Genomic DNA, 26,344 nt, shown 5'->3' with positions numbered 1-26,344 from the left:
TTATGGATTTGACGGGGAAGGTCGCGCTGGTCACCGGTGCAGGCTCGGGCATCGGCAAGGCGTCGGCGGTGCGCTTCGCCCAGGCCGGCGCCGGCGTCGGCGTGCTGAGCCACACCGCGGACGAGATCACGAAAGCCGCCGAGGAGATCAAGGCGGCCGGCGGCAAGGCGCTGGCGCTGACGGCGGATGTCGGCGACGATGCGGCGATGCGCCAGGCCATCGACCGGCTGGTGGGGGAGTTCGGGCGGCTCGACATCGTCTTCGCCAATGCCGGCATCAACGGCGTCTGGGCGCCCATCGACGAACTGACGCCGGAGGAATGGGACCGCACCATCAACACCAACCTGCGCGGCGCCTATCTGACGCTGCACCACTCGGTTCCGCACCTGAAGAAGGCGGGTGGCGGATCGGTGATCGTCACCGCGTCGATCAACGGCACGCGGGTGTTCAGCAACACCGGCGCCACCGCCTATTCCTGCACCAAGGCCGCGCAGCTCGCCATGGTGAAGATGCTGGCGCTGGAACTGGCGCCGAGCCGCATCAGGGTCAACGCCATCTGCCCCGGCATCATCGAAACGGAGATTCCCGACAACACCCTGAAGCGGAACCTTGAGTCGGTGCAAACCCCGATCGAATATCCGCAGGGCAAGGTGCCCCTGACCGGCGGCAAGTCCGGCGACAGCTTCGACGTGGCGGAGCTTGCGCTGTTCCTGGCGTCGGACCGGGCAAAGCACATCACCGGCACGCCGGTCTGGATCGACGGGGCGGAATCCCTGATGGTCGGCTGACGAACCGCAATCACCAAAGGCGAAGACGATCATGAGCTTGCAGGACAAGGTGCGGAACAACGAGGAACTCAGCCGCTATGAGCTGACGGTGGCGGACTCCACCGCGCTGGTGACCTACGACATGCGCGAAGGCAAGATCGCCCTGACCCACACCGAGGTACCGGGCGAAATGTCGGGCCAGGGGGTGGGCTCGGCGCTGGCCAAGGGCGCGCTGGACGACATCCGGGCGAAGGGTCTGAAGGTGCTGCCGATCTGCACCTTCATCGAGGCCTACATCAAGCGCCATCCGGAGTATCAGGACCTCGTCGGCTAGAGTTCATCTGATGCTTATTGGAGCATCAGATGAACTCTAGCCGTTTGATTTTCCGTGCGATTCACGTTTCAGACGAGTCCGTCTGAAACGATCGCACTCTAGGCAGGGTTTCCCTCCTCGTCGAGGAAGATCAGTTCGCCGTCCAGCAGGAAGAGGCAGATGCAGTCTTCCTCGCTGGCGCCCTGGGCGTGATGGTCGGTGTCGGCGACATACTGCGCGACATCCCCCAGCGCGTAGCTGCCATATTCGTCGCTGAACGCGCCCTGCAGGACCAGCAGCAACTCGTCCGCCGTATGGCGGTGGGCCGGGACCGGTGCGCCGGAGGCCATGCGAAGCAGGCAGATCGTCGTCCCGGACAGGGTGCGTTCCCAGCCCGACAGCCAGACCCCCGTGGAGATTTCCCGCCAGGATCCGTCGTCGGTCGGCGTGTCGATCGCTTCCGGCAGCCAGCTGCGCAGCGGTTCCGGCACCAGCCGGCCGCCTGTCGGGGCGGCGGGGGCCGGCCGCGACGGCTTCGCCTCAGCCGGCGCGCGACCGGCAGCGAGCAGGCCGTCCATCCGGTCGAGCAGGGCGTCCAGCCCCCCTAGGCTGTCGTGATCGTCGCAGCGCAGCTCCTCGAACCAGCTGCCGCACAAGGCTTCATAAGAGGCGACGCGTCGGCGGCAGTCGGGACAATAGGCGAGGTGGGTCGCCACCAGCAGCGACTTGCCGGCCCGCTCCTGCCCGCTGGCATAGCCGATCAGGAGTTGGTCGTCGGGATGGTGGAGCGGCAACGTCACGCCTTGTCCCCCAAGCTGCGTTTCAAATGGCCGAGCGCGAGGCGCAGCCGGGTCTTCACCGTGCCCAAGGGCATTTCGGTGTCCTCGGCGATCTCCTCGTGGGTCTGCTCAAGGAAATACGAACGGCGTAACACTTCGGATTGGTTTGCCGCCAGCGAACCGATCGCCTCCTGCAGATGCCGGCTGCTCTGGACCAGCTGGGCGGACTCCTCCGGCGTGGCGTGGGACTGCGGGGTCATCGCCGGATCCGCCGGGTCGGGGGCCGGGCGCATTTCTTTGCGCAGGCGGTCGATGCGCCGGTTGCGGGCGATGGTGAAGACCCAGGTGCCGACGGTGGCCTGCGCGGGATCGAAGCTGCCGGCCTTCAGCCAGACCGTCAGCATCACGTCCTGGACCAGTTCCTCCGCCGTGCTGCGGTCGGCACCGAGCTTCAGGCAATAGTGCAGGATCTTCGGGGCGAAATGGCGGAACAGGGCGGCGAAAGCCGTGCGGTCGCGCTCCCGCGCCACCGCACCGACCAGCCTGTCCAGCCGGTCGGCATCCAGGCTCTGCGACGGCCGATCCGGATCCTGATCCGACGGCCCGGGCAAGAGGGATTCCCGCAAAAACGGCATGCAACCACCAGCCAGCATTCCACCGCCGGGCAGCTTACCCCGAACTCCTTAACGGAGCCCTTTGAAAATCGTCAGTCCTCTTTCGATGTCTTCAGCGGGCCCATGGGATCGAGCGGAGAGACGGTGGGCGTCGTCTGCGGCAGCGGACGGAAGGCGGCCTGCTCCTCGGCCGGCAGCGGCGGACGGACGCGGGACCGCCACAGGCCAAAAATGGTGGCGCACAGCGCGCCGCCGCCAATGAAGGCGAACAGGCCGGTCGGCCCCGTGGTGGTCATCAGGGCCGATGCCACCGGTGGCCCGATGATGGCGCCGACCGAGTTGGACAGGATCAGGCCGCCGCTGGCCGACACCATGTCCTCCCGCCGGACATAGTCGTTGGTGTGGGCGGCGCAGATCGGATAGATCGTGAAGGACAGGCCGCCGAACAGCGGCGCCACCAGCATCAGCGCCAGCTGCTGGTTCATTCCGGCGGCGGCGATCATGCAGACGCTGATCAGCGACAGCGCGGCCGTCAGGCCGATGATGACGCTGCGCCGGTCGAAGCGGTCGGACAGCCGGCCGAGCGGCCATTGCAGAGCCATGCCGCCGAGGATCAGCACCGACATGAACAGCGCCGTCCCCGACACCCCGAAACCGGAGGCGGCGCCGAACACCGGGGCAAGTCCGTAGATCGATCCGGTGATCGCCCCGCTGATGAAGACCCCGGCCACCCCCAGCGGCGAGCTTTGATAGAGCCGCCGGATGCCGAAGGATGAGACGTCCGGCAGTTGCGGCGGCGTGGTCCGCGTCAGCGCCACCGGCACCAGCGCCAGCGTCAGCAGGATCGACACGATCATGAACAGGCGGATGCCGGTCTCGTCATCCAGCCGCAGCAACTGTTGGCCGACGCCCGATGCGCCGTACAGCGTCACCATGTAGGCCGACAGCAGCTGTCCGCGGCTTTCGTTGGTGGCGGTGCCGTTCAGCCAGCTTTCGATGCACATGTAGAGTCCCGCCATGCAGAACCCCTGTGTCAAGCGCAGCACCGCCCACAGCGACGCATCGACGAACAGCGCATGCGACAGCGCCGCCACCGAAACGACCGAGGCGAAAGCGGCGAAGGACCGGATATGGCCGACGCGGGTGATGATCCGGTGCGCGAAGAGCGACCCCAGGGTCAGCCCGGCATAATAGGCGGCGGTGATCATGCCGACCGCGGTGGTTCCGGAATCGGTCGCCGCGAGGCGAAGGCCGATCACGGTCGACAGGGCGCCGTTCCCCAGCATCAGAAAGGCCACGCCCAGCAGAAGCGAGGCGACCGAACGCACAACCATAGGCATGCCTTATCTCCGCCGCCGTCAGCGAGTCATGGCCGGTAAGCCGGACAGGTTCCGATGATGCATGGCGGGGACTCCGATCCTTTGTTGACGGGCGGCAGCTTGCACTGTTGGGGGTCCAACAGCCAAGCCATGGATTCGCTCCACCGCTGCGGACCGGCACTCCGGCGGCTCTGCCTTACCATTGGGTCACCCAAACCGTTGACAGATCATACCGTTCGGTAACATACCTTCCATCAGGTAATGCCCATCAGCCGATGGTCGTTCAGTTGACGTCAGGGGAGACGCTACCATGTCCGACACCGCCCCGCCGGTCCTTCTCGTCCGCGAGGGGGCCGTCACCTGGATCCGGCTGAACCGGCCCGGCGTGCTGAACGCACTGGACGAGGCGACCGCCGCCGCCTTCCTCGACGCCTGCCGCAGCGTGGCGGAAGACAGGGCGGATGAGGGCGGGACGGGGCCGACGCGGGTGCTGGTGATCGCCGGCAACGGGCGCGGCTTCATGGCCGGCGGCGATGTCGGCCGTTTCAACGACGATCCCGCCGCGGCTCCCGCCGTGGTCGGCGCCATCATCGCCCATCTGCACGAGGCGCTGCGGGTTCTCGACCGGCTGGACGTGCCGGTGCTGGCCTCCGTCCATGGGCCGGTGGCTGGGGCGGGGATGAGCCTCGCCTGTGCCGCCGATCTCTGTATCGCCGCCGACGACGCCAAGTTCACCATGGCCTACACCCGCATCGGCGCCACGCCGGACGGGTCGGGCAGCTTCCACCTGCCGCGCCTGGTCGGGCTGCGCCGCGCCATGGAACTGGCGATGCTGTCCGAGGTGATCGACGCCGCAGAGGCCCTGCGGATCGGGCTGGTCAACCGGGTGGTGCCGGCCGCATCGCTGGCCGAGGAGACCGCCAAGCTGGCGGAGCGGCTCGCCGCGGGGCCGACCGTCGCCTATGCCGGCGTCCGCCACCTGATGCGCCAGTCCTTCGACCGGACGCTGGACCAGCAGCTGGACGCCGAGCGCGACCGCTTCCTCGCCACCGCCGCCACCGCTGATTTCATTGAGGGCGTCGGCGCCTTCATCGCCAAGCGCAGGCCGGATTTCACCGGCCGCTGAACCAACGCCCGCCAACCGTTATCTTCGTCCGAGAAGTGGACCCTACCATGCAGAACGACATCGTCATCGTCGGCGCCGCCCGTACCGCCATCGGCGGCTTCGGCGGCAGCCTGAAGGATGTGCCGCTGACCAAACTCGCCACCGTGGCGGTCAAGGCGGCGCTGGAGCGCTCCGGCGCCGCGGCCGACGCCATCGGCCATGTGGTGATGGGCAACGTCATCCCGACCGAGACCAACGACGCCTATCTCAGCCGCGTCGCCGCCATCGACGCCGGCATTCCGATCGGCACCCCGGCCTTCAACGTCAACCGCCTGTGCGGCTCCGGCCTGCAGGCCATCATCTCGGCGGCGCAGTCCATCGCGCTCGGCGACTGCGAAGTCGCCATCGGCGGCGGTGCGGAATCGATGAGCCGCGGCCCCTATTTCGTGCCGAGCGCCCGTTGGGGCACCCGTCTGGGCGACGGGGCGCTGGTCGATTACATGAACGGCATCCTGCACGACCCGTGGCAGAAGATTCACATGGGCGTGACGGCGGAGAACGTCGCCGCCCGCTACGGCATCGACCGCGAGGCGCAGGACGCCCTGGCGCTGGAAAGCCAGCGCCGCGCCGCCCACGCGATCGCCGAGGGCCGCTTCAAGGACCAGATCGTCCCGGTGGAGATCGCGTCCCGCAAGGGCACCATCGTCTTCGACACCGACGAGCATGTCCGCGGCGACGTCACCCCGGAAGGGCTGGCGAAGATGAAGCCGGTCTTCAAGAAGGACGGCTCGGTGACCGCCGGCAACGCCTCCGGCCTGAATGACGGCGCCGCCGCGGTGGTGCTGGCCGACGCCCGCCGTGCCGAGGCGCTGGGGCTGAAGCCGCTGGCCCGCCTCGTCGGCTATGCCCACGCCGGCGTCGAGCCCGATTACATGGGCATCGGCCCGATCCCGGCGACCCGCAAGGTGCTGGAGCGGACCGGCCTGTCGGTCGCCGACCTCGACGTGATCGAATCCAACGAGGCCTTCGCCGCCCAAGCCTGTGCCGTGATCCGCGAACTGGATTTCGACCCCGCCAAGGTGAACCCCAACGGCTCCGGCATCTCGCTCGGCCATCCGGTGGGGGCGACCGGTGCCATCATCACGGTGAAGGCGATCCACGAACTGCACCGCACCGGCGGCCGCTATGCCCTTGTGACCATGTGCATCGGCGGCGGCCAGGGCATCGCCGCGATTTTCGAGCGGGTTTAAGGACGAAAGGTTCCCTCTCCCGTCCCCGGGAGAGGGAGCCAAATCCCGCCCCTGGTTTTTCATTGAACGATCAATCAAAATAAAACCCGCCTCCGTCTGCGGCCAATCGCGCAACAGCGCCGTCAAAATGCAGCTTTCGTGAACGCAGCTATCGACCGCGCCCCTTGTCTCGGGGCAATCTACGGCCCGATTGTCTTCACCCTGGTCTGTTGCGTTCCGGAAGCCTTGCCCATGACGATGATCCTGCCCACGCCCATCGGCTCGTCTTCGACGAGCGCTGCACCGGTGCGTCTGGCGGTCCGCGGCCTGCGCAAGGTCTTCGCCGACGATCCGCGCCCGGCACTGGACATGCTGCGCAACGGCGCGACCAAGGCGGAGGTGCTGCATCGGCTGAACGTCAATGTCGGCGTGGCCGAGGCCAGCTTCGACATCCGGGCCGGCGAAATCTTCGTCATCATGGGCCTGTCGGGGTCGGGCAAATCCACCATCATCCGGCTGCTGAACCGCCTGATCGAACCGTCGGAGGGGGAAATCCGGCTGGACGGCCGCGACCTGACCGGCCTGTCCTATTCCGATCTGGTCGAGGTGCTGCGGCGCGACATGAGCATGGTGTTCCAGTCCTTCGCCCTGCTGCCCAACCGCACCGCTCTGGAAAACGCCGCCTTCGGGCTGGAAGTCGCCGGGGTGAAGCGGGGGGAGCGGCGCAGGGCGGCACTGGCGGCGCTGGAGCGGGTGGGGCTGGCGGATTATGCCGACCGCTACCCGGACGAGCTGTCGGGCGGGATGCAGCAGCGGGTCGGGCTGGCCCGCGCGCTGGCCAAGAATCCGACGATCATGCTGATGGACGAGGCCTTCTCGGCGCTCGACCCGCTGATCCGCAGCGACATGCAGGACGAGCTTCTGCGGCTGCAGCGCGAGGATGCCCGCACCATCGTCTTCATCTCCCACGATGCGGAGGAGGCGATGCGCATCGCCGACCGCATCGCGGTGATGGAGGACGGGCGGATCGCCCAGATCGGCACCCCGGCGGAGATCCTGCGCGCGCCGGCCGACGAGTATGTCCGCGCCTTCTTCCGCGGCGTCGATGCCTCGCGCGTTCTGCGCGCCCGCGACATCGCCCGGCCGCCTGACGACGGTCATCCTGACGAGCCGGTACGATTCCGCTACCGCACCGATGCGGCGGGGATTTTCCGCGGCGTTCTGGCCGGCGACGGCGCATCGGCGCTGTTCGGGCTGGAGGCGGTGGCTGCCGACACGCCCATTCATGCGCTGCTCGGCCGGGTCGCCGCGGCGCCCTGTCCGCTGCCGGTCATCGAGGCGGACGGCCGGCTCATCGGCGTGATCTCCCGCGCCGTGTTGCTGGCCGCTCTCGACCGTGGCGAGGATGCCGGGCGCGAGGTGCGCCATGGCTGACGCCGGTCCGATGGACGTCGAGTGGCTGAGCGAGACCATCGGCGGCGGCATCGCCCGCGGCTCCGAATGGCTGGTGAACACGATCCTCGACCATGGGCAGCCGGTGCTGACCGTCATCGCCGCGGCGGTCGACGGGCTGGGCGAGACGCTGGACGGGCTGCTGCTGGGGGTGCCGCCCTGGCTGCTGGCGCTGGTGCTGGCGGCCATCGCCCTGTGGCGGGTCGGGCGTGGCTTCGCCCTGTTCACCCTGCTGGCGATGGGCGGCATCTTCGTGATGGGGCTGTGGGAGCCGACGGTCTCCACCCTCGGGCTGGTGCTGGCCTCCACCGCGCTCAGCCTGATCGGCGGGGTGCCGCTCGGCATCTGGATGGCGCGCAGCAAGCTCGCCGACGGGCTGGGCAAGACCCTGCTCGACCTGATGCAGACGATGCCGGCCTTCGTCTATCTGATCCCGGCGGTGCTGTTCTTCGGGCTGGGACGGGTGCCGGGAATCATCGCCACCGTGGTCTTCGCCATGCCGCCGGCGGTGCGCCTGACCGCGCTCGGCATCCGGCAGGTTCCGGTGGAGCTGGTGGAGGCCGGCCGCGCCTTCGGCTGCCGCGGCCACCAGCTGCTGTTCAAGGTGCAGTTGCCCAACGCCCTGCCGTCGATTATGGCGGGCGTGAACCAGACCATGATGATGGCGCTGTCGATGATCGTCGTCGCCTCGATGATCGGCGCCGGCGGCCTGGGCAACGTGGTGCTGCAGGGCATCCAGCGCCTGGACATCGGGCTTGGCGTGCAGAGCGGACTGAGCGTGGTGTTCCTGGCCGTCGTGCTCGACCGCATCACCCAGAGTTTCGGCCGGGGCTTTGGTCGACCGGCCGCCGCCAGAACGGCCAAGCGGCGCTGGTGGCGGCGGTGAGGTCGGCGGCGGTGAGGTCAGGCGTTCAGTTCGGAATCGAGGTAGCCCAGCGCCACGGCGCGCGCGGCGCTGCCGTCGATGGCGCCGGTCAGGGCGAAGCGCAGCCACAGACCGTCGATCATCGCGGCCAGCCCGACCGCCACCCGCTCCGCCCGTTCCGGCGGCAGCAGCGGGCGCAGGGCGTGCAGCAGGTTGGAATGCAGCCGGCGGGCGTTGATCCGCTGCAGACGCGACAGCGCCGGATTGTGCGGCGCCTGGGCCCAGAAGCCCAGCCATGCCGCGACCACCCGCGGATCGAACTGGTCGGGCGCGAAGTTGCAGTCGACGATCGCCTCCAGCCGGGCGCGCGGGGAATCGGCCGCCGCCAGCCGCTTGGTCGCGTCGTCGCGCAGCTGTTGCAGCATGCTGCGCATGGTGGCGGCCAGCAGTTCGTCCTTGCCGCCGAAATAATGGTGGATGATGCCGGGCGAAACGCCGGCCCCGCGGCTGATCGTCTGTACCGTGGTGTCGGCCAGGCCGTGCTTGCCCATCGAGGAGATGGTCGCGTCGATCAACTGGCGGCGGCGGATCGGTTCCATTCCGACTTTGGGCATGGGGCTGGCGGTCTCCTGTCCTTTTCCGCCAAGGCCGTCCGCGACCGGGACCTTGGCTTGCGCCGCAACAAATGCGCCATTTTCACTGCTCCGTCGATGACGAAAACGGCAGATGCCGCGGACTGGAACAACAAGAACGAGGAGTTGAGCACATGAACGGATGGAAGGCTCCGGCCAAATGGATCGCGGGCGCGGGCATCGCGGCGGTGATGGCGCTGGGCGCCGGCGGGGCGCTGGCCGCCGATCCGGCCGCCTGCAAGGCGGTGCGCTTCGGCGACGTCGGCTGGACCGACATCGCGGCGACGACGGCGCTCGCCTCGGTCACGCTGGACGCGCTAGGCTACAAGCCGACCACCACGATGTCGTCGGTCCCGCTGGTCTACACCGGGCTGAAGACCAAGTCGCTCGATGTCTTCCTCGGCAACTGGATGCCGACGATGGAGCCCTTCATCAAGCCGGTGCTGGAGGACGGCTCGGTCGAGGTGACGCGCGTCAACCTGGAAGGCGCCAAATACACGCTGGCGGTGCCGAAATACGCCGCCGAGGCCGGGCTGAAGACCTTCGCCGACATCGCGAAGTTCAAGGACAAGCTGAGCGGCAAGATCTATGGCATCGAGGCCGGCAATGACGGCAACCTCATCATCGACAAGATGCTGAAGGCCGACGCCTTCGGCCTGAAGGACTTCAAGCTGGTGGAATCCAGCGAGGCGGGCATGCTGGCCGAGGTGAAGCGGGCGACCCGCAACAAGGGCTGGGTGGTCTTCCTGGGCTGGGAGCCGCACCCGATGAACAAGAGCTTCGAGCTGACCTATCTGGAAGGCGGCGACGACTGGTTCGGCCCCAACCTGGGTGGCGCCACCGTCAGCACCAACGTCCGTAAGGGCTATGCCGCCGAATGCCCGAATGTGGGCAAGCTGCTGTCCAACCTGTCCTTCACGCTGGACATGGAAAATGCGGTGATGGGCGACATCATGAACGCCAACAAGAAGCCGGAGGTCGCCGCCAAGGCCTGGCTGAAGAAGAATCCCGACGTGCTGAAGGGCTGGCTCGACGGCGTCACCACCTTCGACGGCAAGGATGGGCTCCCGGCCGTGCAGGCCAAGCTGGGCGTGGCCGGCAAGTCCTGAGCCGAGAGCGCGGCAGGGCGGGGCGGTGTGGGGCAGGGCGGGGCGACTCTTCGCCCCATCCGCTCTACTCCGTTCCTTCTTGAAGCATTACCCCTTTGCCCCCGAACATTGCTCTGCTAAGGCCCATTAGGTCCTGAATGCGGAGCGTTCGTGGCGGCTCGCCGATTACCCTTTGCCAGATCCTTGCCCCTGCCTCTGTCCCGGCGGCCTGTCCGGGCAACCTGCGCGCGTGACGGCGCGGCGGGGCGCGGATGAGGATTCGGTCGCGCATCGCCATGGTCGGCGGCGTGCCGGTGGCGGTCGCCGCGGTGATCGCGGTCGCCGGCGGGCTGCTGCTGGCCCGCAGCGAGCGGGTCTATGAATCGGCGGTGCTCGCCGGCTCCGTCTATCGCGACGTTCTGGCGGCGACGGCGGCCCGCATCGACTATCTCCAGGTCGCGCCGGCCGACCGCGCCGGCCGTGCCGACCGTTTCGAAAAGATGTCGCAGTCTGCGGCGTCCGAACTGCGGCAGCTGGACGAGGCCGGATCGGCCAGGACCCACCGGCCGGAGGTTGAGCGCGCAACCGGTGTGCTGGCGCGCTATGTCGACCAGATGCGCAGCTTCATCCAGGTGACCGCGGCGAACGACGCCGCCGTGGCCGACATGGGGCTCCACGCCGCCACCCTGATGGCGTTGACCGACCGCGCCCGCGAACGGCAGCATGCCGCCAATGTCGACTCCCTGGGATCGCTGACCGAAGCCGACAAGCGTCTGCGCGACAGCCGCGAGGTGGTCGACGGCGCCCACGAACTGCGCGAGGCGATGCTGGACCTGCAACGCGCCGAGGCCCAGCATGTCGCGGCGCTCGGCTTCGGCAGCGGCCTGCATGGCGGCGGGCAGCCCCTGACCGCCGGCGATTTCCGCATCGCCACCGACCGGCTGACGGCGACCGCCGACCGGCTGCAGGAGGTGCTGGGGCGGACGGATCCGCTGGTCGACCGCTATCCGGCGAAGCAGGCCGCCGCCCGCTACGCGGCCACCGTCGCCGGGCTGCAGGGCGCCGTCGCGGACCTGCGCGCGGCCGATGCGGAGCGCGAGGCGGCGCTGAACCGGTTCGAGGCGGCGGCACGGGCGGCGGCAGGCATTGCGGAGGCCAATGCCGATGATGGGGGAGATGCCGGACCTGCCGGCAGTCTGGGCGAGCGGATGCTGGGGGAGCAGGTCATCCGCACGCTGCCGGTGGTGCGGGCGCTGGTCCTGACCGGGACGCTCGGCCGCCAGCCCGACGTGACCTACCTGTCCTCTCTGCTGCCGACGCTGCGCCCGGCGCTCGACGGGTTGTATCGGGCGCAGACCCGCACCGCCGAGGCCCAGCGGACCCTGGAGGCGGCACAGCGCGCCGGCGCGGAGGCGGCTGCGGCCATCGAGGCGCTGACCGCCCGAATCCTGATGGTGAAGTCCACCGGCTACACCGCGATCCAGGACGAGGTGGTCCAGCTGATCGCCTATGCCATCCAGGCCAACGACACCGAGCAGGAGACCCAGAACGTCGCCGTCGTCGCCCTGCGCCTTGGCCGGCGGGCGGCCGACGCCGTGGCCGTGCGCGACGCGGAGGAGGCCGACCGCATCGTCGCCGATGCCGGCGCCCTGCTGGCGACCGTGCGGGAGCTTCCCATGTCGCCGCTGCTGCAGGACGAGGTGCTGGCGGCCATCCGCAATTGGCGCGACAGCCTGCGCCGCACGGCGGACGGGCTGCGCCACCTTAACCAGCTTCTGATCGCCATGGACCGCGACGCCGGCGCCCTGGTCGAAACCGCCCGGCAACTGGACGAGACCTTCCGCGAGGAGGCCGCGCGCATCGGCGAACTGTTGACCCGCATCCTGGTCATCGGCGCGACCATCGGCCTGCTGCTGGCCGCCGGCGCCGCGTCGGTGGTGGCGCGGTCGATCAGCCGCCCGGTTCTGCGCCTGCAGCGGCAGATGACCCGGCTGGCCGAGGATCCGCTGGCCGGTCCGATCGACGGCACCCGCCGCCAGGACGAATTCGGCGCCATGGCGCGCGCCGCCGCCTTCTTCATCCGCGAGATCGGCCTGCGCGAACAGGCGGCCCGCCACGCGAAGGATCGCGCCGACCGCGCCCTGGAGGACCTGCGCCGGACCCAGGCCGACCTGATCCAGGCGGAGAAGATGGCGTCGCTGGGCGGGCTGGTCGCCGGGGTGGCGCACGAGATCAACACCCCGCTCGGCAATGCCCTGATGGGCGCGACCCATCTTCAGGACCGGCTGGCGGCCATCGGGCGGCTGGCGGGCGAGGGCAATCTGCGCCGCAGCGACTTCGCCGAATTCCATGATACGGCGGACGAGCTGGCCCGGTTGATGGTGCTGAACCTGCGCCAGGCCGGCGAGCTGGTGCAGAGCTTCAAGCAGGTGGCGGCCGACCAGACCAGCGGCGAAGGGCGGCAGTTCCTGCTGAAGCCCTATCTGGAGGATCTGGCGACCAGCCTCAGCCCGTCATGGCGCCGGGCGGGTCACAGCCTGCGGGTGGAATGCCCCGAAGACATCGAGATCGACGGCTATCCCGGCGTTCTGGCGCAGATCCTGACGAACCTCGTGATGAACTCCATCACCCACGCCTATCACGAGGGGCAGCAGGGCCATCTGCTGATCGCGGTCGCCGCGCCGGAACCGGACATGGTGGATCTGGTCTACACCGACGATGGCCGGGGGATCGCCAAGCCCGATCTCGTGCGGGTGTTCGATCCGTTCTTCACCACCAGACGCGGAAGCGGCAGCACCGGCCTCGGGCTTCACATTGTGTACAATCTCGTGGCGAATCGCCTGGGTGGCAGGGTCGCAGTCGATAGTCCTTCCGGCGGCGGCGTGCGCTTCACCATTCGCTTTCCACGGCGATTTGCTACTGATAACGTATCGTTGGCGCCCGCAATACCATCCCCGCAGGAGCAGTGAATGCCTTTGCCGCTGAAGACGTCGATGCGGAGTCTTGCGAAGGGGGCTGCTGTTTTGATCGGGCTTGCCGGGCTGTCGGACCCGGCGCTCGCCGACAAGTCGCTGGTCTACTGCACGGAAGGGAATCCGCAGGGTTTCAATGCGCAGGTGTCGACCTCGGGCACGACGGTGAATGCGACGACACCGCTGTTCAACAATCTGGTGGAATTCGGTCCGGCAGGGCAGGTCATGAATTCCGGTCTGGCCGAATCCTACAAGATTTCGGACGACGGGCTGGTCTACGAATTCCGTTTGCGTCGGAATGTCCCTTTCCATTCCAACGAGCTGTTCACGCCGAGCCGGCCGCTCAATGCCGATGACGTGCTGTTCACCATCGACCGTCAATGGCGGCCTGACCACCCCTATCACACCGTCGGAACAGCGAATTACGAATATTTCAAGGGCATGGGGCTGCCGGCCCTGCTGAAGTCGGTGGAGAAGCTGGACGATCACACGGTCCGCATCACCCTGACCCATCCGGAGGCTCCCTTCCTGGCCGATCTGGCCATGCCGTTCCTGTCGATCCAGTCCGCCGAATACGCCGATGTCCTGATGAAGGCCGGCAAGCAGGATTTGTTCGACGACAAGCCCATCGGCACCGGGCCGTTCCGGCTGGTGTCCTACCACAAGGACGTGGCGATTCGTTACAAGGCCTTCGACGGCTATTGGCGGGGGCGCCGGCTGCTGGACAACCTGATCTATTCGATCACGCCGAACATCGCGGTGCGCCTGAACAAGCTGCGGTCCGGCGAATGCCATGTGATGATCTTCCCCAACCCGGCCGAATTGGGGGCGATAGAAAAAGATCCGAATCTGGTGATCGAGCAGCAGGATGGCCGGAATGTCGCCTATATGGCGTTCAACACCAGCAAGGCGCCGCTGAATGACGTGCGGGTGAGGCGGGCCATAACCATGGCGATCGACAAGCGCACGCTGGTCGATGCGGTCTATCAGAACGGCGGATCGCCGGCGAAGAACCCGATCCCGCCCGGCATGTGGTCCTACGATGACGGGATCGAGGATTATCCGTTCGACCCGGCGGCGGCCCGCCGCCTGCTGGCCGAGGCGGGGTATCCCGAGGGCTTCTCGCTCGATCTGTGGTACACGCCGGTCACACGCCCCTACCTGCCGAACGGCAAGCGCGCCGCCGAATTGATCCGCGAGAATCTGGAGCGCGTCGGAATCCGGGTCAGCCTGAAGACGGACAGCTGGAGCAATTATCGCCAGCAGGTGACCCAGGGCGATCCGGACATGGTGATCTACGGCTGGACCGGCGACAACGGCGATCCGGACAATTTCCTGTATTTCCTGCTCAGCTGCGGCGCCGTGCGCCCGGGCGGCGCCAACCTTGCAAGATGGTGCAATCCGGATTTCGAAGACCGGATCACCAAGGCCAAGGTCACCACCGACGTCGAAAGCCGCACCGCCGACTACAAGGAAGCGCAACGCATCTTCCATCGGGAAGCCCCGTGGTTTCCCATCGCGAATTCCATCATTGCCGTCGCCCATCGCAAAGAGGTGAAGAACTACACCAACAACATCTTCAATCAGGACTTCTCCGGCGTCGACATCGAGCCCCAGTGAGCAGCAGGCTTATGCAAACTTTATCTGGGCAGGTCCCGACCGTGGATGCGTCTCCCGATGACCTGATGTTCGAGGACGAAGACCCCGGAACGGTGCCGGAACGGCAGTCGGCGGCCGCCGCCCCCTGGCCGATCCTGGTGGTGGACGACGACGAGCAGGTGCACGCGATGACCCGCGTGCTGCTGAAGGATTTCGAGTTCGAAGGCCGGCGCTTCGCCATCGTCAGCGCCTTTTCGGCGGCGGAGGCGCGGGAAATCCTCGCCGAGCGGTCGGATCTACCTGTGGCTCTGCTCGACGTGGTGATGGAGACGCAGGATGCCGGGCTGCATCTGGTCCATCACATCCGGCGCGACCTGGGTAACCGCCACATCCGCATCATCCTGCGCACCGGCCAGCCCGGACAGGCGCCGGAGCGCGAGGCCATCGTCGCCTACGACATCAACGACTATAAGAGCAAGGCGGAGCTGACCGCCCAGAAGCTGTTCACCAGCCTGGTCGGCGCGGTGCGCAGCTGGCGCGATCTCGTCACCATCGAGACGCTGAACCAGTCGTTGGAACGCCGCGTCGCCGAACGCACGGCGGAACTGGAACGGCAGACCGCGCTGGCCGACGGGCAGCGCCGTTTCATCGAGAACCTCGTCGAGATGATGCCGAGTCCGGTCTGGTACAAGGATGCCGCCGGCCGGTATGCCCTGTGCAACCGTGCCTTCCGCGAGCTGTTTCCCAATGCAGCCGACGGGATGGAATGGTCCGCCGACCGCCGGTCCGCGTCCGAACCGATGCCGGCCGGCACGGGGGCCTTCTCCTTCGAATCGAGCGTGGAGGGACCGGACGGGCGGACACGGGAACTGTTGGTGGTGAAGCGTCCGCTGACCGCCCCCGACGGAACTGAGACCGGGGTGATCGGCATCGCCACCGACATCACCGAGCGCCGGCGGATGGAGCATGAGCTGCACCGCCTCGCCACCACCGATCCGTTGAGCGGCGCCCACAACCGCCGGCAAATCCTGGAGCTGCTGAATCGGATCGTGGACGGGCGGGGTGCCGCGACCACCTGCCTCGTCATGCTCGACATCGACCATTTCAAGCGCATCAACGACGAGCTGGGCCATGCCGCCGGCGATGTCGCCATCCGCAGGGTGGTCGAGGAGATTCGCAGCCAATTGCGCGGCAGCGACCAGATCGGCCGCATCGGCGGGGAGGAGTTCGCCATTCTGCTGCCCGAGACCACGCGCACCGGCGGTGCGGCGATCGCGGAGCGGCTGCGCGGCGGACTGGCGGCGATGGCGATCAAGCTTCCCGATGGCCGGTGTTTCCAGCTGACCGGAAGCTTCGGCCTGACCGAGGTGCGTCCGCTGGAGGATACGGTCGAAAGCGTGCTGGGCCGGGCCGATCAGGCGCTCTACCGGGCCAAGGCGGCCGGGCGGAACCGGGTCGAGGTGGCCTGAGTGCCGGGCATTGGCCTGCGACATTTTGCACGATGACGGCTTGACCGCCGCCACGGCAACGGGTATGCAGATCCTATGAACACCACCGACACCATGCGAATGCGAATTACCGGCCCGGCGCTCTGAAGCGTCGGAGAGTTGCCGCGTTCGTGTTCACTGGTCGTGTGGAGTGTGTGGCGTGTCGCTGCACCCTGTGGTCCCCGGAGCCCTCAATCCGGTTCATGAGAAGTCCAATCGTCTGACCGCTGTTGCGGCGTCGAACAATGGCGTCCGTCTCGGTGAGCGAATGTGTGGCTCGGCGCGAATTATTCACCCGGTCCGCTGAGGCGGTCCGGGGCACGCCCGTCCTACCCAAAAATTCGTTCGTCGAGGAACTTCGCGATGTTCACCGCGCATGCCGATGCCGCGCGCACCCTCTCTGTCTGCGCTCCTGTCCAGCACCACGACCCCGAAGACCGTCTGCCGGCTTGGCTGCCGCTGTCGGCGGTGACCGACGCGGCCCGGCGGCTGTCCGGCCAGATCGTTCGCACGCCGCTGCTGCATGCCCCGACGCTCGACCGTGATCTGTGGCTGAAAGCGGAGGTGTTCCAGGCCACCGGCGCCTTCAAGGAGCGCGGCGCGCTGAACCGCCTGCTGCGGCTGACGGCGCCGGAACGGGCCGGCGGCGTGGTGGCGATGTCGGCCGGCAACCATGCGCAGGGGGTGGCGCTGCACGCCGCCCGGCTGGGGGTGAAGGCCACCATCGTGATGCCGGAGACGGCCCCCCGCTGCAAGGTGGAGCGCACCGCGGAGTTGGGGGCCGAGGTGGTGCTGCACGGCGCCACGGTGGGCGAGGCGAAGGGCAAGGCGCTGGAACTGGCGGCGGAGCGGCGGCTGACCTTCCTCCACCCCTATGACGATCCCGATGTGATCGCCGGACAAGGGACGGTCGGGCTGGAGATCCTGGCCGACCGGCCGGATGTCGACACGGTGGTGGTGCCGGTCGGCGGCGGCGGGCTGCTGGCCGGCGTGGCCGCCGCAGTGAAGGCGCAGAACCCATGGGTGCGGGTGATCGGCGTACGGCTGGCCCGACGCGGCGGCCCGACGCTGGCCGATGGCATCAACGTCCATGCGCTGGGCAAACTGCCCCAGGCCATTGTCAACACGCTGGTCGACCGGGTGGTCGAGGTGGAGGAGGCGGAAATCGCCGCCGCGATGCGCGCCCTGCACCGGTCCTTCGGCGTGGTGGCGGAAGGGGCCGGCGCCGCCGGTGTCGCCGCTGTACTGGGCGGCCGGCTTGGGCGGACCGGGCGGACGGTGGCGGTGCTGTCCGGCCGCAACGTGGACGGCGATACGCTGGCGCGGACGTTGGCGGCGTAGCAGGCGTCAGAGGGCACCGGCGCCTGCCTGTTGGAGGAGTTGACAACGTTAAAGCGGTGTTGGTATTTTCTCCAACATGAAGGCCCGAGCGTTGGTCAATCGCCGCATTGTCCTGTCTCCAACTGCATTTGTGGAAATGCTGTTGTGGGAGGTGCCGCTACCGGTTCGCGGCAGTATGCATAACTATAAGTACGGACTGGCTCTGGTCGCGGACGGCGTCTGCGTCCTTCGCTACGACAACGAGGCCGGAAAGGGTGATCACCGCCACCTTGGCCATGAGGAATATCCCTACAGTTTTGAAAGTGTGGACCGTCTGATTGCCGATTTTGAAGCCGATGTACGGAGATGGCTCGATGAACACGCTGACGCTTGAGGTGACGAGCCTCGCTGATGGTCTGGCCGCTTTTCGGCAGGCTTGGAGCAGTGGCAAAGCCGAGGACGGCGCACGCATCGGGTTTGCCACGCCCGAACTGCTCTGGAAGGTGCTGACGGCGAAGCGCTGGGAATTGCTGCGGACGATGACTGGGCAGGGGCCGCTTGCCCTGCGCGAGGTCGCACGGCGGGTGGAGCGGGACGTCAAGGCGGTGCATGCCGATGTCCACGCCCTGGTGGATGCCGGGATCGTTCGGCGGACCACCGATGGCAAGTTCGAGTTTCCATATGATGCCGTGCATGTCGACTTCATGCTGAAGGCGGCGTGAGGCGGCACCAAAGGACCACCCCACCGGCCGCTCCCCCGCAAATCGCATAGCCGCCTCCTTCGTCGAAGCGAAGTATGGATAGGTCAGCAGAAATGACCTATGTTGGTGCTCGCGTGTAAACACACAGGCGACGCCAAGGGGTAGCTGGCATGACGAACAATTCTGCCTCGACCATTTCGTCATCCTCTGCATCGGTCACTTACGAGCGCCCGCGTGCGGCGCACAGTGTCTTTGACAATTTGCAAGGTCAACTGTTCGGCGTTGTCATGACGTCGTTCGGGATTGCCATTCTTCATGCCGCCGGGCTGGTCACCGGGCAGGCGGCGGGGTTGGCCTTCGTGATTTCCTACGCGACGGGCGTGGATTTCGGACCTCTGTTCTTCCTGGTCAATCTGCCCTTCTACTTCCTTGCGCTGGCCCGCATCAGCGTCGGCTTCACCATCAGGTCGCTGATTGCGGTGACTGGCATCGCCCTGCTGTCCGGTCTGCTGCCGACGATGATGAGCTTCAGCGCCATCAACCCCTATGTCGCGGCTGTGCTGGCCGGTTTCTGCGTCGGGATCGGCGTCATCGCGCTGTTCCGCCACGGCGCCAGCGGCGGCGGTGTCGGCATCCTCGCCTATTACCTGCAGGAGAAGACCGGTTTCCGCGCCGGCTGGCTGCAGGCGCTGTTCGATCTGGCGGTGTTTTCGGCCGCCGCCTTCGTGCTGGAGTGGCCGGCGCTGCTGGCGTCGATCCTGGGTGCGGCGGTGCTGAACGCCTTCGTCGCCTTCAACCACCGCGCCGACTGGTACGTTGCCCGGTAAAGGGAGCGGGCCGCCTTATTCGCGGCCCAGCACCCGGTCGACCACCGCATCGGCCCATTCGCGCGACCGGAAGCTCGCCTTGGCCTCCACCGGGTCATAGACGCGCTCAACCCAATCCCAGAAGGCGATCGGGCGCTTCTGATTGTAGGCGGCGTAGAGTTCAAAGAAGTAGTCGAGGATGCCGGTCTTCGCCTGCTTGAAATGGCCGTATTTCCAGGACAACTGCTTCATCGCCTGGTCGAGCGGCTGGCCTTCATGGGCGAACAGGTACAGCGTCGCCATGAAGCCGGCGCGGTCGGCGCCCGACTTGCAGTGCATCAGCGCCGGATAGGTCATGGTCTTGAACAGCTCGCGCGCCTTCAGAAGGGTTTCCTTCTTCGGCATGTCGCGGGAGTTCACCGGGAAATCGACCAGTTCCAGCCCATGGGCACGGCAGGCCTCCGCCTCCAGGATGTAGGAGGCGCAGTCGCGCGAGCCGCGCAGGTTCAGGATCGTCTTCACCCCGTTGCGCTTCGCCATCGCGATGTGCGACGGCGAGGGCTGGCTCGCCCGGTACATGTTGGGGGAGATGCGGTAGGTGTTGGAATAGATCAGCCGGAAACAGGCGTGGTCGATGAACACGCTTTCCAGATGGCCGAGCGCCCGCTGCCACGGCGTCGCCATGCGGCTGCGGCCGCGCTTGATCGCGTCGGCCAGCGCGGTGGTGGTGACCGCCCGCAGGGTGCTTTTCTTCGCCAACTCCAAACCTTCCGACTCTGACGGAACGCCAACATAGGCATGGCCGGCGTTCCGTCAAGAACCCCATCACGCCAAAGCGTCAGGCGACCCTGTCCTGCAGCCGGACATACATGCCGTACTGCGCCGCCAGCGTCAGCACGATTTCCATGTAGAGATTGATCAGACCGTTGGCGTAGAAGGCCGGGCAGCCGGTGTAATGACGCTCTCCCGCCATCGCCGTCGGTTCGATCAGGTCGGTGTTCAGGACGATCAGATCCTTGTCCGGATCATAGAGGAAGGCCGACTGGTCGGGACGCAGCGGGTGGATGGCCTGATGGTCGTCGGCCTCGATCTTTCCTGCCGCCATGAACTGGCACAGCATGCCCAGGCTGCCCATGGCGAGCGGCAGTACCTGCTTCAGGCTGCGGCGGGCGAGGTCGTCATAGGCCGCGGCCTCCAGCCCCGGACGCAGAAGCGGCGCCGCTTCCACCAGATTCCAGCAGACATGCAGGGCGGTGTGGCTGCCGGTCTTGGTGATCGACAGCATGTCGTAGCCGGACGGCCCGTGCAGGACCGACTTCTGCAATTCGCGCCCCAGCACATAACCGGCGGCGGCCATGTCGGTGATGGTGCCTTCCGTTCGGCAGCGGTCCTCCTCCACCATCACCTTGATCGCCCAATCCTTGATGATGGCGTCCAGCAGATGGCAGACGGAATCGCGGAGGAAGCCGACCATGCGGTCGGGATCGGCGGCGGCCATGCCGTCGGGATCGGCGAAGTCCAGCCCGTGCGGCGAGTCCGGCGGGGTCGACAGCACCAGATGCCCGGACGCGTCCAGCGGCATGCGGGCGATGATGTGCTCCCGCAGGTCGACATAGAGGAACCCCAGCAGGGTGTTGATCGCGACCTTCTCGAAGTCCTCCTTGCGGGTGTCGGCATGGGCCGGGCAGTGGCCGGCCAGCCGCAGCAACTCTTCGCTGAGCAGATAGGCCGGCTCCTCGGCGATCCGGTGCAGGATCGGCGCGAGGCTGATCCGGGTCATCCCGGCCTCCTCATGCGCGCCGGCATAGGTCAGGGCGAAGTCGTTGGTGCGGGCCATCGGGCTCAGCCCTCCTGCAGGCGGTCGTAGACGCCGTAGTCGAGCGCCAGCCCGGCGACGATGTCGAGATAGAGCTTGATGAGGTTGGTGGTGTAGAAGGCCGGGCAGCCGGTGTAATAGCGCTCGCCCGGCTTGGCGAAGGTGACGATGGGATCGGCGTTCAGCCGGATCAGCCCGTTGGCGTCCAGCACGAAGGCCGTCTGGTCCTTGGGCAGCCGGTGGACGGCCAGCCCGTCGGCCGGCTCGATCCCGCTTTCCTCCATGTAATGGACCAGCATGCCCAGGCTGGCCATCGACAGCGGCACGATCTGCTTCAGGCTGCGGTGGACGAGGTCGTCGTAGAAGGCGGCATCACGCCCCGGCACCAGCAGCGGCGCGGCCTCCACCATCGCCCAGCAGATGTGGATCGCGGTGTGGCTGCCGGTCTTGGTGATCGACAGCATGTCGTAGCCGGCGCGCTGGTACAGCGGCGAATGCTCCAGCAGCGTGCGCAGGACAAAGGTCGCCGCCGCCTCCAGCGAGATCTCGCCGGAGCCCTGGGAGCGGAAATACTCCTCCTCGCGCACCAGATCGACGGCCCAACCGGTGATGAGCCCGTCCAGCAGGTGGCAGGTGGCGTCGCGCAGGACGGAGCAGAAGACGTCCGCCGCCGCCGCCGCCATGGCGGTGCGGTCGGCCGGGTCCAGCCCGTGCGGCGAACGCGGCGGGATCGGCAGCATCGGCCGGCCATCTGCATCGAAGGGAAGGTGGCCAGCGATGTGGTCGCGCAGGCGGTTGAACAGCAGCGCCAGCAGGCTGTTGACCGCCACCTTGTCGGCGTCGTCCTGGGGAATGGGCGCCTGTGGGCTCGGGGCCGCACCGTCCGCCGTTCCCTCGGCCTTGCCGGCATGGAACGGGCATTGCCCGGCGCCCTTGCGGAAGTCGTCGCTGAACAGGAAGTTCGGGTCGGACTGGATGCGCTGCAGGATATGGGCGATCGACACCCGGCCCAGCCCCGCCTCGCCATGGGCGGTGTTGAAGGTCTGGGCGAAGTCGTTGGAGCGGGCGGTCAGGGTGTCGGACATGCGTGCGGCCTTCGGCGCGGATGTAGAACGGACGGATTACCCTAGATGGAAATGCCGGCCGCGCGCAACGGAGTGTCGCCCCCAGGCTCTATAATGTCCCGGCCACTGCGTTATTTTGCCACGATCCGCCCCTCCACCGCGGGCGCGACCGTTTTCTTGGCCTCGACGTAAGTCATCACGATGGTCGCCAGCAACACCGCGCCCGAGGCATCGACGATGACTTTCGACCGCGGGAAGGCGGCATAGCCGTCGCCGCCCTTCAGCATGTAATCGTTGGTGGCGACGCGGTAGGTCGCCTGCGGGTCCAGTGGCTTGCCACCCACCATGATCGAGGTCACCCGCCGTCCGGCCGGGGCCTTGGGGTCATAGGTCATGGTCAGGCCGGAAACCTGGGGGAAGCGGCCGGCCTTCTCCTCCACCTTGCTGACGCCATGTTCCAGGGTGGAGATCAGGTCCTGCCCCGACATCTCCACCAGCACCCCGACATTGCCGAAGGGCAGCTCGGCAAAGATGTCCTTGCGGGTCAGCGTGGAGCCGGCGGGGTGCAGCGCATCGGCGCGGATGCCGCCGCCGTTGGTGATGGCGACATCGGCCTTCAACGCGTCGCGCAGGGCATCGGCAATCAGGTTGCCCATGCTGGCTTCGCGGCTGCGCACCACGTCCTTGCGGCTGTCGAGGTCCGTCGTCGTGGTGCCGATCACCGTGGCCAGATCGGTGTCGAGCCGCTTGGTGTAGCCCTCCACCACCCCTTCCACCTGCGGGTCGGCGGCGACGCCGGCGGTGGTGACGAAGCGCCATTCGGTCGGCACGGTGGTGGTCGCCGGCCCCTTGCCGGCGTCCCCTTTGCCAGCATCCTTCGTCTCGACCGCCAGCTTCACGACGCCGAGATACTGCGCGTCGTGCCCGGCCTTCAGGATCAGGGTGGAGCCTTCATAGAAGCTGATCGGGTCGTGGTCGTGGCCGCCCAGGATCAGGTCGATGCCCTTGACCTTGGCGGCCAGTTCCCGGTCCTCCGCGATGGTCAGGTGGGTCAGCGCCACCACGACCGACGCCCCCTTGGCCCGCAACTCCTTCACCGTCGCCGCTGCCGTCTCCAGCACCGGAGAGAAGCTGAGGCCCGGTCCGGCGCTGGACAGGCGGGCGGTGTCGGGGGTGATCAGGCCGAGGAAGCCGACGGTGATGCCGTCGATGGTCCTGGTCCAACTCGGCACCGTGCCGGCGAAGGCGGAGCCGTCGGCCGACCGTACATTGCTGCCGATCCAGGGGAACTTCGATTCGGCCATCCGCTGCTTCAGCGTGTCGGCGCCGAAGTCGAATTCATGGTTGCCGAAGGTCACCGCATCGACGCCGATGGCGTTGAACAGCGCGATCATCTGCTCGCCCCGCGTGGTGCCCGACAGCAGCGACGGCGACAGGAAATCGCCGCCCACCGTGGTGATCGCGTCGGGGGCCGCCGCGCGTTCGCGCTTCAGCAGGGTCATCAGCGGCCCGAAGCCGCCCTGTCCCTTCACCGGCGCGATCTCGTACACGTCGTTGACGTGCAGGAAGGTCAGCGTGCCGTTTTGCGCCCAGGCGGGCAGGGCAGCACCCAGGATAATGGCAAACACTGGAACGGCGATCAGGCGGAAGCGGAACGGCATGGAGAACGGACCTCCGAGGAGATGCCTGTGTATTCTAAATCAGCTTTGCCCCGCCGCGCATAGCGGCTTTGCGGCGCGGAGCATACGGTCGGGAGTGGCTGTGGCTTGAACTCAGCCTGCGACGGTCTCACAACTTCATGACAGCCTTACCAACGACGCGAGCCGAGCAGACCCATGCGCATCCTGGTCGTTCAGAACAGCCGAACCGCTCCCATCGGTCTGGTGGGCGATGCGCTGACCGACAACGGCGCCACCCTCCACACCATTGCCGCCAACGAAGGGGAAGCGATCCCCGACAAGGATGGCTACGCCGGCCTCGTCGTGCTGGGCGGCCCGCAGGATGCCTGGAACGACGAGAAGGGGCCGCATTTCGGCCGGGTGATGGAGACGATCCGCGATTTCACCGACGCCGACCGGCCGGTGATGGGCATCTGCCTGGGGGCGCAGTTGGCGGCCCGCGCCTATGGCGCCAAGGTCTACCGCCACACCATGCCGGAGTTGGGCATCCACCGCGTCAGCCTGACCGACGGCGCGCAGGACGACCCGCTGCTGGGCGGCTTCGGTCCGGAGCTGAACCTCGCCCAGTGGCATTACGACACCTTCGAGTTTCCCGACGGCGCGGTGCCGCTGGCTTTCAGCGAAGCTTGCGACCGTCAGGCATTCCGCCTCGGCCGCGCCACCTATGCCTTCCAGTTCCACCCCGAGGCCACCGGCGACATCCTGCGCGGCTGGGCGTCGCGCATTCGCGAGGAGGCGCGCGAAAGCAACGCCGAAATGCTGCACGGTCTGGAGGACTCGATCGCCACCCACCTGCCGGTGGCGGAGCGCTTCACCCGCGCGATGACCCGGCGCTGGCTGGATCTGGCGCGCTGACCGTTTCGGTGAAACGGGCCAGCAGGTCGGGGGTGTCGACGTCGTAGAGGATGCCGGCATCGTCCACCGGCACCTCGCACAGCCGATCGGCATGCTGGCCGATCAGCCGTTTCGCCCCGGCGTCCCCCGTCAGTGCCGCCATATCCGTGAAGAAGGCGCGGTCCCACAGCACCGGGTTGCCCTGCTTGCCGTGGGTGGTGGGGATGCAGATGGCGCGGCCTTCCACCGGGCTGTAGGCGGCGATCAGCCGGTCGATCACGGCGGACGCCACCCGCGGCATGTCGCCCAAACACACCACCACCGCATCGGATTCGCTCGGCACCGCCGCCAGACCGGCGCGCAGCGAGCTGCTCAGCCCCTCGGCGAAGGCGGGATTGTGGACGAAGGTGACGGGCCGGTCGGCCAGCGCCCGCGCCACACTTTCCCCCTGATGGCCGGTGACGACGATGACGTTGGCGGCTTGCGAGGCCAGGGCCGCATCCACGGCGCGGGCGACCAGCGGGGCGCCGTTGACCTCCGCCAGCAGCTTGTTGGTCGGCCCCATGCGGCTGGAGCGGCCGGCGGCCAGCACCAGGGCGGTGACGCGCGGCGCGCGGGGCGTCTCGGTCGAGACACCCGCCCGCGGCAACGGCCGTGTTGGAATCTCGGCGAGCAGCCCGCCGACGCCCATCCGCATCACCTCGGTTCGGCTCGGCGGAATGCCGGCGGCGATGCGCTGCAGCACCCAATCGAAGCCGTTCAGCTTGGGCGAGCGCGCACAGCCCGGCAGTCCCAGCACCGGCTTGCCCTCGCGCCGGGCCAGCAGCAGCAGGTTGCCGGGATCGACCGGCATGCCGCAATGCTCCACCACGCCGCCGGCCCGCTCGATGGCCGCCGGCAGCACGTCGCGCCGGTCAGTGATGGCCGACGCGCCGGCGATCAGCAGCAGGTCGGCCGGCGGCGCCTCTGCGATCTCCGCCGCCAGCGCCGCCTCGTCATGGTCGCAGCGCGTTTCATGGATCAGCGTGCCGCCGAGAGCCTCGACCCGCTCCCGTGTGACGTTGACGGTCTTGTCGAGCACGCTGTCCTTCACCCCCGGCAGCCGGGTCTGGATCAGCGCCACTGACAGTGGGCGATAGGGCAGGACGGCCAGCGGCGGCGGCCCGTCGGTGGCGATGTGTTCCGCCTGCTCCACGGCGGCGGTGGGAGCGGCGAAGGGGATGATCTTGACGGTGGCCAGCATCTGACCGGGCTCGACGGGAGCGAAGTCGGGCAGGGTGGCGATGGTGACGCTCTCGTCGATTTCGTTGATGGCGCCGATGCGGGCGGGGTCGAGGCGCAGAAGCCCATGCGCTTCGGCGAACAGGTTGACCCGGCCGGTGAAGGCGGCGGCGACCTGGACGGAGCCGCCGGCCACGACGGCGGCGATGCGGGTGGCGGCGGCATCCTCGGCGATGTCGCTGTCGGACAGCTTGGCGGCGATCACCTCCGAAATGCCGGCCTCGCGCAGCGCGATGACGTCATCGGCCGAAAGCCGGCGGCCCTTCTTGAAGGCCAGCCCGCTCAGGCGCAGGGAATGGGCGAGGATCGCGCCCTCGGCATCGGACAGGGGAAGCGGACCGAAGAACATGGGGGCTCCGGATGGGCACGGTCGGTGTATGCCCACGGATATGGCGACCGGTCCGGATCCGGGCAATGGGCGGAAGGTATGGGGAGGTGTGGCGATGGGCCGGTGTCGGCTGGCGATTGCCCCCTCCCTAACCCTCCCCCGCGTTCCGCAGGAGAGGGGACTGCCGCCGCTCCGCGCAGAACTCCGCCAAGCATTCTACCCCCTCTCCCGCGAAGCGGGGGAGCAACCATGTTGTTTTCATGGTGAGTGTGGCATTGCCTCCCATTCCTTGTT

The 26,344-nt window shown here is 67.6% G+C and carries 24 protein-coding genes; 15 read left to right on the top strand and 9 right to left on the bottom strand.

The window, feature by feature from the left end:
• The first annotated feature begins 2 nt into the window (after positions 1 to 2).
• Together TSO5_RS29385 and TSO5_RS29380 are read left to right on the top strand one after the other, a co-directional pair.
• Complete coding sequence (locus tag TSO5_RS29385; protein ID WP_109154929.1) at positions 3 to 788, top strand: SDR family NAD(P)-dependent oxidoreductase; 786 nt, start codon at positions 3 to 5, stop codon at positions 786 to 788.
• Positions 789 to 819: 31 nt separating this feature from the next.
• A complete protein-coding gene (locus TSO5_RS29380; RefSeq protein ID WP_109154928.1) occupies positions 820 to 1,101 on the top strand; it encodes a GNAT family N-acetyltransferase in 282 nt (93 codons plus the stop codon).
• Between the two features lie 98 nt (positions 1,102 to 1,199).
• Here the strand turns inward: TSO5_RS29380 and TSO5_RS29375 are convergent, their stop codons facing one another.
• The 3 genes from TSO5_RS29375 to TSO5_RS29365 form a co-directional block, all read right to left on the bottom strand.
• Positions 1,200 to 1,880, bottom strand: coding sequence for a ChrR family anti-sigma-E factor (locus TSO5_RS29375; protein WP_109154927.1), 681 nt, complete (start codon positions 1,878 to 1,880; stop codon positions 1,200 to 1,202).
• Positions 1,877 to 2,470, bottom strand: a complete 594-nt coding sequence (locus TSO5_RS29370) for a sigma-70 family RNA polymerase sigma factor (RefSeq protein WP_247871024.1) — start codon at positions 2,468 to 2,470, stop codon at positions 1,877 to 1,879. Before TSO5_RS29370 ends, TSO5_RS29375 begins: the two co-directional genes overlap by 4 nt.
• Positions 2,471 to 2,565: 95 nt before the next feature.
• Positions 2,566 to 3,813: an MFS transporter gene (locus TSO5_RS29365; RefSeq protein ID WP_109154925.1), complete on the bottom strand. Its 1,248-nt coding sequence runs from the start codon at positions 3,811 to 3,813 to the stop codon at positions 2,566 to 2,568.
• 289 nt (positions 3,814 to 4,102) lie between these two features.
• Here TSO5_RS29365 and TSO5_RS29360 point away from each other — a divergent pair, with 289 nt between their 5' ends.
• From TSO5_RS29360 to TSO5_RS29345, 4 genes are all read left to right on the top strand, one after another.
• Positions 4,103 to 4,918 carry an enoyl-CoA hydratase-related protein gene (locus TSO5_RS29360; protein WP_109154924.1) on the top strand — a complete coding sequence of 272 codons (816 nt, stop codon included), beginning with the start codon at positions 4,103 to 4,105 and terminating at the stop codon, positions 4,916 to 4,918.
• A gap of 47 nt (positions 4,919 to 4,965) precedes the next feature.
• Positions 4,966 to 6,147: an acetyl-CoA C-acyltransferase family protein gene (locus tag TSO5_RS29355; protein WP_109154923.1), complete on the top strand. Its 1,182-nt coding sequence runs from the start codon at positions 4,966 to 4,968 to the stop codon at positions 6,145 to 6,147.
• Positions 6,148 to 6,378: 231 nt separating this feature from the next.
• Entirely contained in the window at positions 6,379 to 7,560 is a 1,182-nt protein-coding gene (locus TSO5_RS29350) for a glycine betaine/L-proline ABC transporter ATP-binding protein (protein ID WP_247871023.1), read from the top strand.
• Entirely contained in the window at positions 7,553 to 8,464 is a 912-nt protein-coding gene (locus tag TSO5_RS29345; RefSeq protein WP_109154922.1) for a proline/glycine betaine ABC transporter permease, read from the top strand. Before TSO5_RS29350 ends, TSO5_RS29345 begins: the two co-directional genes overlap by 8 nt.
• 17 nt (positions 8,465 to 8,481) lie before the next feature.
• Here the strand turns inward: TSO5_RS29345 and betI are convergent, their stop codons facing one another.
• Positions 8,482 to 9,057, bottom strand: coding sequence for a transcriptional regulator BetI (betI, locus tag TSO5_RS29340; protein ID WP_109154921.1), 576 nt, complete (start codon positions 9,055 to 9,057; stop codon positions 8,482 to 8,484).
• 152 nt (positions 9,058 to 9,209) lie between these two features.
• On the opposite strand from betI, the gene TSO5_RS29335 reads away from it, so the two are divergent.
• From TSO5_RS29335 to TSO5_RS29300, 8 genes are all read left to right on the top strand, one after another.
• Positions 9,210 to 10,184, top strand: a complete 975-nt coding sequence (locus TSO5_RS29335) for a choline ABC transporter substrate-binding protein (protein WP_109154920.1) — start codon at positions 9,210 to 9,212, stop codon at positions 10,182 to 10,184.
• A gap of 251 nt (positions 10,185 to 10,435) precedes the next feature.
• On the top strand, positions 10,436 to 13,132 hold the full coding sequence (locus tag TSO5_RS29330; protein ID WP_247871022.1) for a HAMP domain-containing sensor histidine kinase: 2,697 nt from the start codon (positions 10,436 to 10,438) through the stop codon (positions 13,130 to 13,132).
• Positions 13,133 to 14,755, top strand: coding sequence for an ABC transporter substrate-binding protein (locus TSO5_RS29325; protein ID WP_109154918.1), 1,623 nt, complete (start codon positions 13,133 to 13,135; stop codon positions 14,753 to 14,755).
• A 41-nt stretch (positions 14,756 to 14,796) separates the two neighbouring features.
• Positions 14,797 to 16,203 carry a diguanylate cyclase gene (locus TSO5_RS29320; RefSeq protein ID WP_348981069.1) on the top strand — a complete coding sequence of 469 codons (1,407 nt, stop codon included), beginning with the start codon at positions 14,797 to 14,799 and terminating at the stop codon, positions 16,201 to 16,203.
• A 381-nt stretch (positions 16,204 to 16,584) separates the two neighbouring features.
• The gene (locus TSO5_RS29315; RefSeq protein ID WP_109154916.1) at positions 16,585 to 17,562 is read left to right on the top strand and encodes a pyridoxal-phosphate dependent enzyme; all 978 of its coding nucleotides are present in this window, start codon (positions 16,585 to 16,587) and stop codon (positions 17,560 to 17,562) included.
• A gap of 76 nt (positions 17,563 to 17,638) precedes the next feature.
• Positions 17,639 to 17,935 carry a DUF6516 family protein gene (locus TSO5_RS29310; RefSeq protein ID WP_109154915.1) on the top strand — a complete coding sequence of 99 codons (297 nt, stop codon included), beginning with the start codon at positions 17,639 to 17,641 and terminating at the stop codon, positions 17,933 to 17,935.
• The gene (locus TSO5_RS29305) at positions 17,916 to 18,263 is read left to right on the top strand and encodes a DNA-binding protein (RefSeq protein WP_109154914.1); all 348 of its coding nucleotides are present in this window, start codon (positions 17,916 to 17,918) and stop codon (positions 18,261 to 18,263) included. Before TSO5_RS29310 ends, TSO5_RS29305 begins: the two co-directional genes overlap by 20 nt.
• A gap of 149 nt (positions 18,264 to 18,412) precedes the next feature.
• On the top strand, positions 18,413 to 19,069 hold the full coding sequence (locus TSO5_RS29300) for a YitT family protein (RefSeq protein ID WP_109154913.1): 657 nt from the start codon (positions 18,413 to 18,415) through the stop codon (positions 19,067 to 19,069).
• Positions 19,070 to 19,084: 15 nt separating this feature from the next.
• Here TSO5_RS29300 and TSO5_RS29295 read toward each other — a convergent pair whose 3' ends face one another.
• From TSO5_RS29295 to TSO5_RS29280, 4 genes are all read right to left on the bottom strand, one after another.
• Positions 19,085 to 19,807 (bottom strand): sulfur transferase domain-containing protein, encoded by a 723-nt coding sequence (locus tag TSO5_RS29295; protein ID WP_109154912.1) that lies wholly within the window; start codon positions 19,805 to 19,807, stop codon positions 19,085 to 19,087.
• Positions 19,808 to 19,886: 79 nt separating this feature from the next.
• Positions 19,887 to 20,885, bottom strand: a complete 999-nt coding sequence (locus tag TSO5_RS29290; RefSeq protein ID WP_109154911.1) for a hypothetical protein — start codon at positions 20,883 to 20,885, stop codon at positions 19,887 to 19,889.
• Positions 20,886 to 20,890: 5 nt separating this feature from the next.
• Positions 20,891 to 21,949: a hypothetical protein gene (locus TSO5_RS29285; RefSeq protein ID WP_109154910.1), complete on the bottom strand. Its 1,059-nt coding sequence runs from the start codon at positions 21,947 to 21,949 to the stop codon at positions 20,891 to 20,893.
• A 110-nt stretch (positions 21,950 to 22,059) separates the two neighbouring features.
• Positions 22,060 to 23,589, bottom strand: a complete 1,530-nt coding sequence (locus TSO5_RS29280) for a 5'-nucleotidase C-terminal domain-containing protein (RefSeq protein WP_109154909.1) — start codon at positions 23,587 to 23,589, stop codon at positions 22,060 to 22,062.
• A 174-nt stretch (positions 23,590 to 23,763) separates the two neighbouring features.
• Between TSO5_RS29280 and TSO5_RS29275 the strand changes: the two genes are divergently transcribed.
• Positions 23,764 to 24,462, top strand: a complete 699-nt coding sequence (locus tag TSO5_RS29275) for a type 1 glutamine amidotransferase (RefSeq protein WP_109154908.1) — start codon at positions 23,764 to 23,766, stop codon at positions 24,460 to 24,462.
• Here the strand turns inward: TSO5_RS29275 and TSO5_RS29270 are convergent.
• Positions 24,419 to 26,071, bottom strand: coding sequence for a molybdopterin-binding/glycosyltransferase family 2 protein (locus tag TSO5_RS29270; RefSeq protein WP_109154907.1), 1,653 nt, complete (start codon positions 26,069 to 26,071; stop codon positions 24,419 to 24,421). The genes TSO5_RS29275 and TSO5_RS29270 overlap by 44 nt on opposite strands.
• Positions 26,072 to 26,344: the final 273 nt, after the last annotated feature.

The sequence above is a fragment of the Azospirillum sp. TSO5 genome (assembly GCF_003116065.1).
Classification (GTDB): domain Bacteria; phylum Pseudomonadota; class Alphaproteobacteria; order Azospirillales; family Azospirillaceae; genus Azospirillum.
The sequence above is the reverse complement of the archived record's forward strand: the minus strand, read 5'-3'. Positions and strand labels throughout refer to the sequence as shown.

Excerpts from the sequence above, each read along its gene's own strand:
- TSO5_RS29305 (WP_109154914.1), top strand. The coding sequence starts at position 17,916 with ATGAACACGCTGACGCTTGAGGTGACGAGCCTCGCTGATGGTCTGGCC.
- TSO5_RS29280 (WP_109154909.1), bottom strand. The coding sequence starts at position 23,589 with ATGCCGTTCCGCTTCCGCCTGATCGCCGTTCCAGTGTTTGCCATTATC.
- TSO5_RS29285 (WP_109154910.1), bottom strand. The coding sequence starts at position 21,949 with ATGTCCGACACCCTGACCGCCCGCTCCAACGACTTCGCCCAGACCTTC.
- TSO5_RS29335 (WP_109154920.1), top strand. The coding sequence starts at position 9,210 with ATGAACGGATGGAAGGCTCCGGCCAAATGGATCGCGGGCGCGGGCATC.
- betI (WP_109154921.1), bottom strand. The coding sequence starts at position 9,057 with ATGCCCAAAGTCGGAATGGAACCGATCCGCCGCCGCCAGTTGATCGAC.
- TSO5_RS29350 (WP_247871023.1), top strand. The coding sequence starts at position 6,379 with ATGACGATGATCCTGCCCACGCCCATCGGCTCGTCTTCGACGAGCGCT.
- TSO5_RS29310 (WP_109154915.1), top strand. The coding sequence starts at position 17,639 with ATGAAGGCCCGAGCGTTGGTCAATCGCCGCATTGTCCTGTCTCCAACT.
- TSO5_RS29385 (WP_109154929.1), top strand. The coding sequence starts at position 3 with ATGGATTTGACGGGGAAGGTCGCGCTGGTCACCGGTGCAGGCTCGGGC.
- TSO5_RS29270 (WP_109154907.1), bottom strand. The coding sequence starts at position 26,071 with ATGTTCTTCGGTCCGCTTCCCCTGTCCGATGCCGAGGGCGCGATCCTC.
- TSO5_RS29325 (WP_109154918.1), top strand. The coding sequence starts at position 13,133 with ATGCCTTTGCCGCTGAAGACGTCGATGCGGAGTCTTGCGAAGGGGGCT.
- TSO5_RS29290 (WP_109154911.1), bottom strand. The coding sequence starts at position 20,885 with ATGGCCCGCACCAACGACTTCGCCCTGACCTATGCCGGCGCGCATGAG.
- TSO5_RS29380 (WP_109154928.1), top strand. The coding sequence starts at position 820 with ATGAGCTTGCAGGACAAGGTGCGGAACAACGAGGAACTCAGCCGCTAT.
- TSO5_RS29345 (WP_109154922.1), top strand. The coding sequence starts at position 7,553 with ATGGCTGACGCCGGTCCGATGGACGTCGAGTGGCTGAGCGAGACCATC.
- TSO5_RS29360 (WP_109154924.1), top strand. The coding sequence starts at position 4,103 with ATGTCCGACACCGCCCCGCCGGTCCTTCTCGTCCGCGAGGGGGCCGTC.
- TSO5_RS29355 (WP_109154923.1), top strand. The coding sequence starts at position 4,966 with ATGCAGAACGACATCGTCATCGTCGGCGCCGCCCGTACCGCCATCGGC.
- TSO5_RS29365 (WP_109154925.1), bottom strand. The coding sequence starts at position 3,813 with ATGCCTATGGTTGTGCGTTCGGTCGCCTCGCTTCTGCTGGGCGTGGCC.
- TSO5_RS29330 (WP_247871022.1), top strand. The coding sequence starts at position 10,436 with ATGAGGATTCGGTCGCGCATCGCCATGGTCGGCGGCGTGCCGGTGGCG.
- TSO5_RS29275 (WP_109154908.1), top strand. The coding sequence starts at position 23,764 with ATGCGCATCCTGGTCGTTCAGAACAGCCGAACCGCTCCCATCGGTCTG.
- TSO5_RS29300 (WP_109154913.1), top strand. The coding sequence starts at position 18,413 with ATGACGAACAATTCTGCCTCGACCATTTCGTCATCCTCTGCATCGGTC.
- TSO5_RS29315 (WP_109154916.1), top strand. The coding sequence starts at position 16,585 with ATGTTCACCGCGCATGCCGATGCCGCGCGCACCCTCTCTGTCTGCGCT.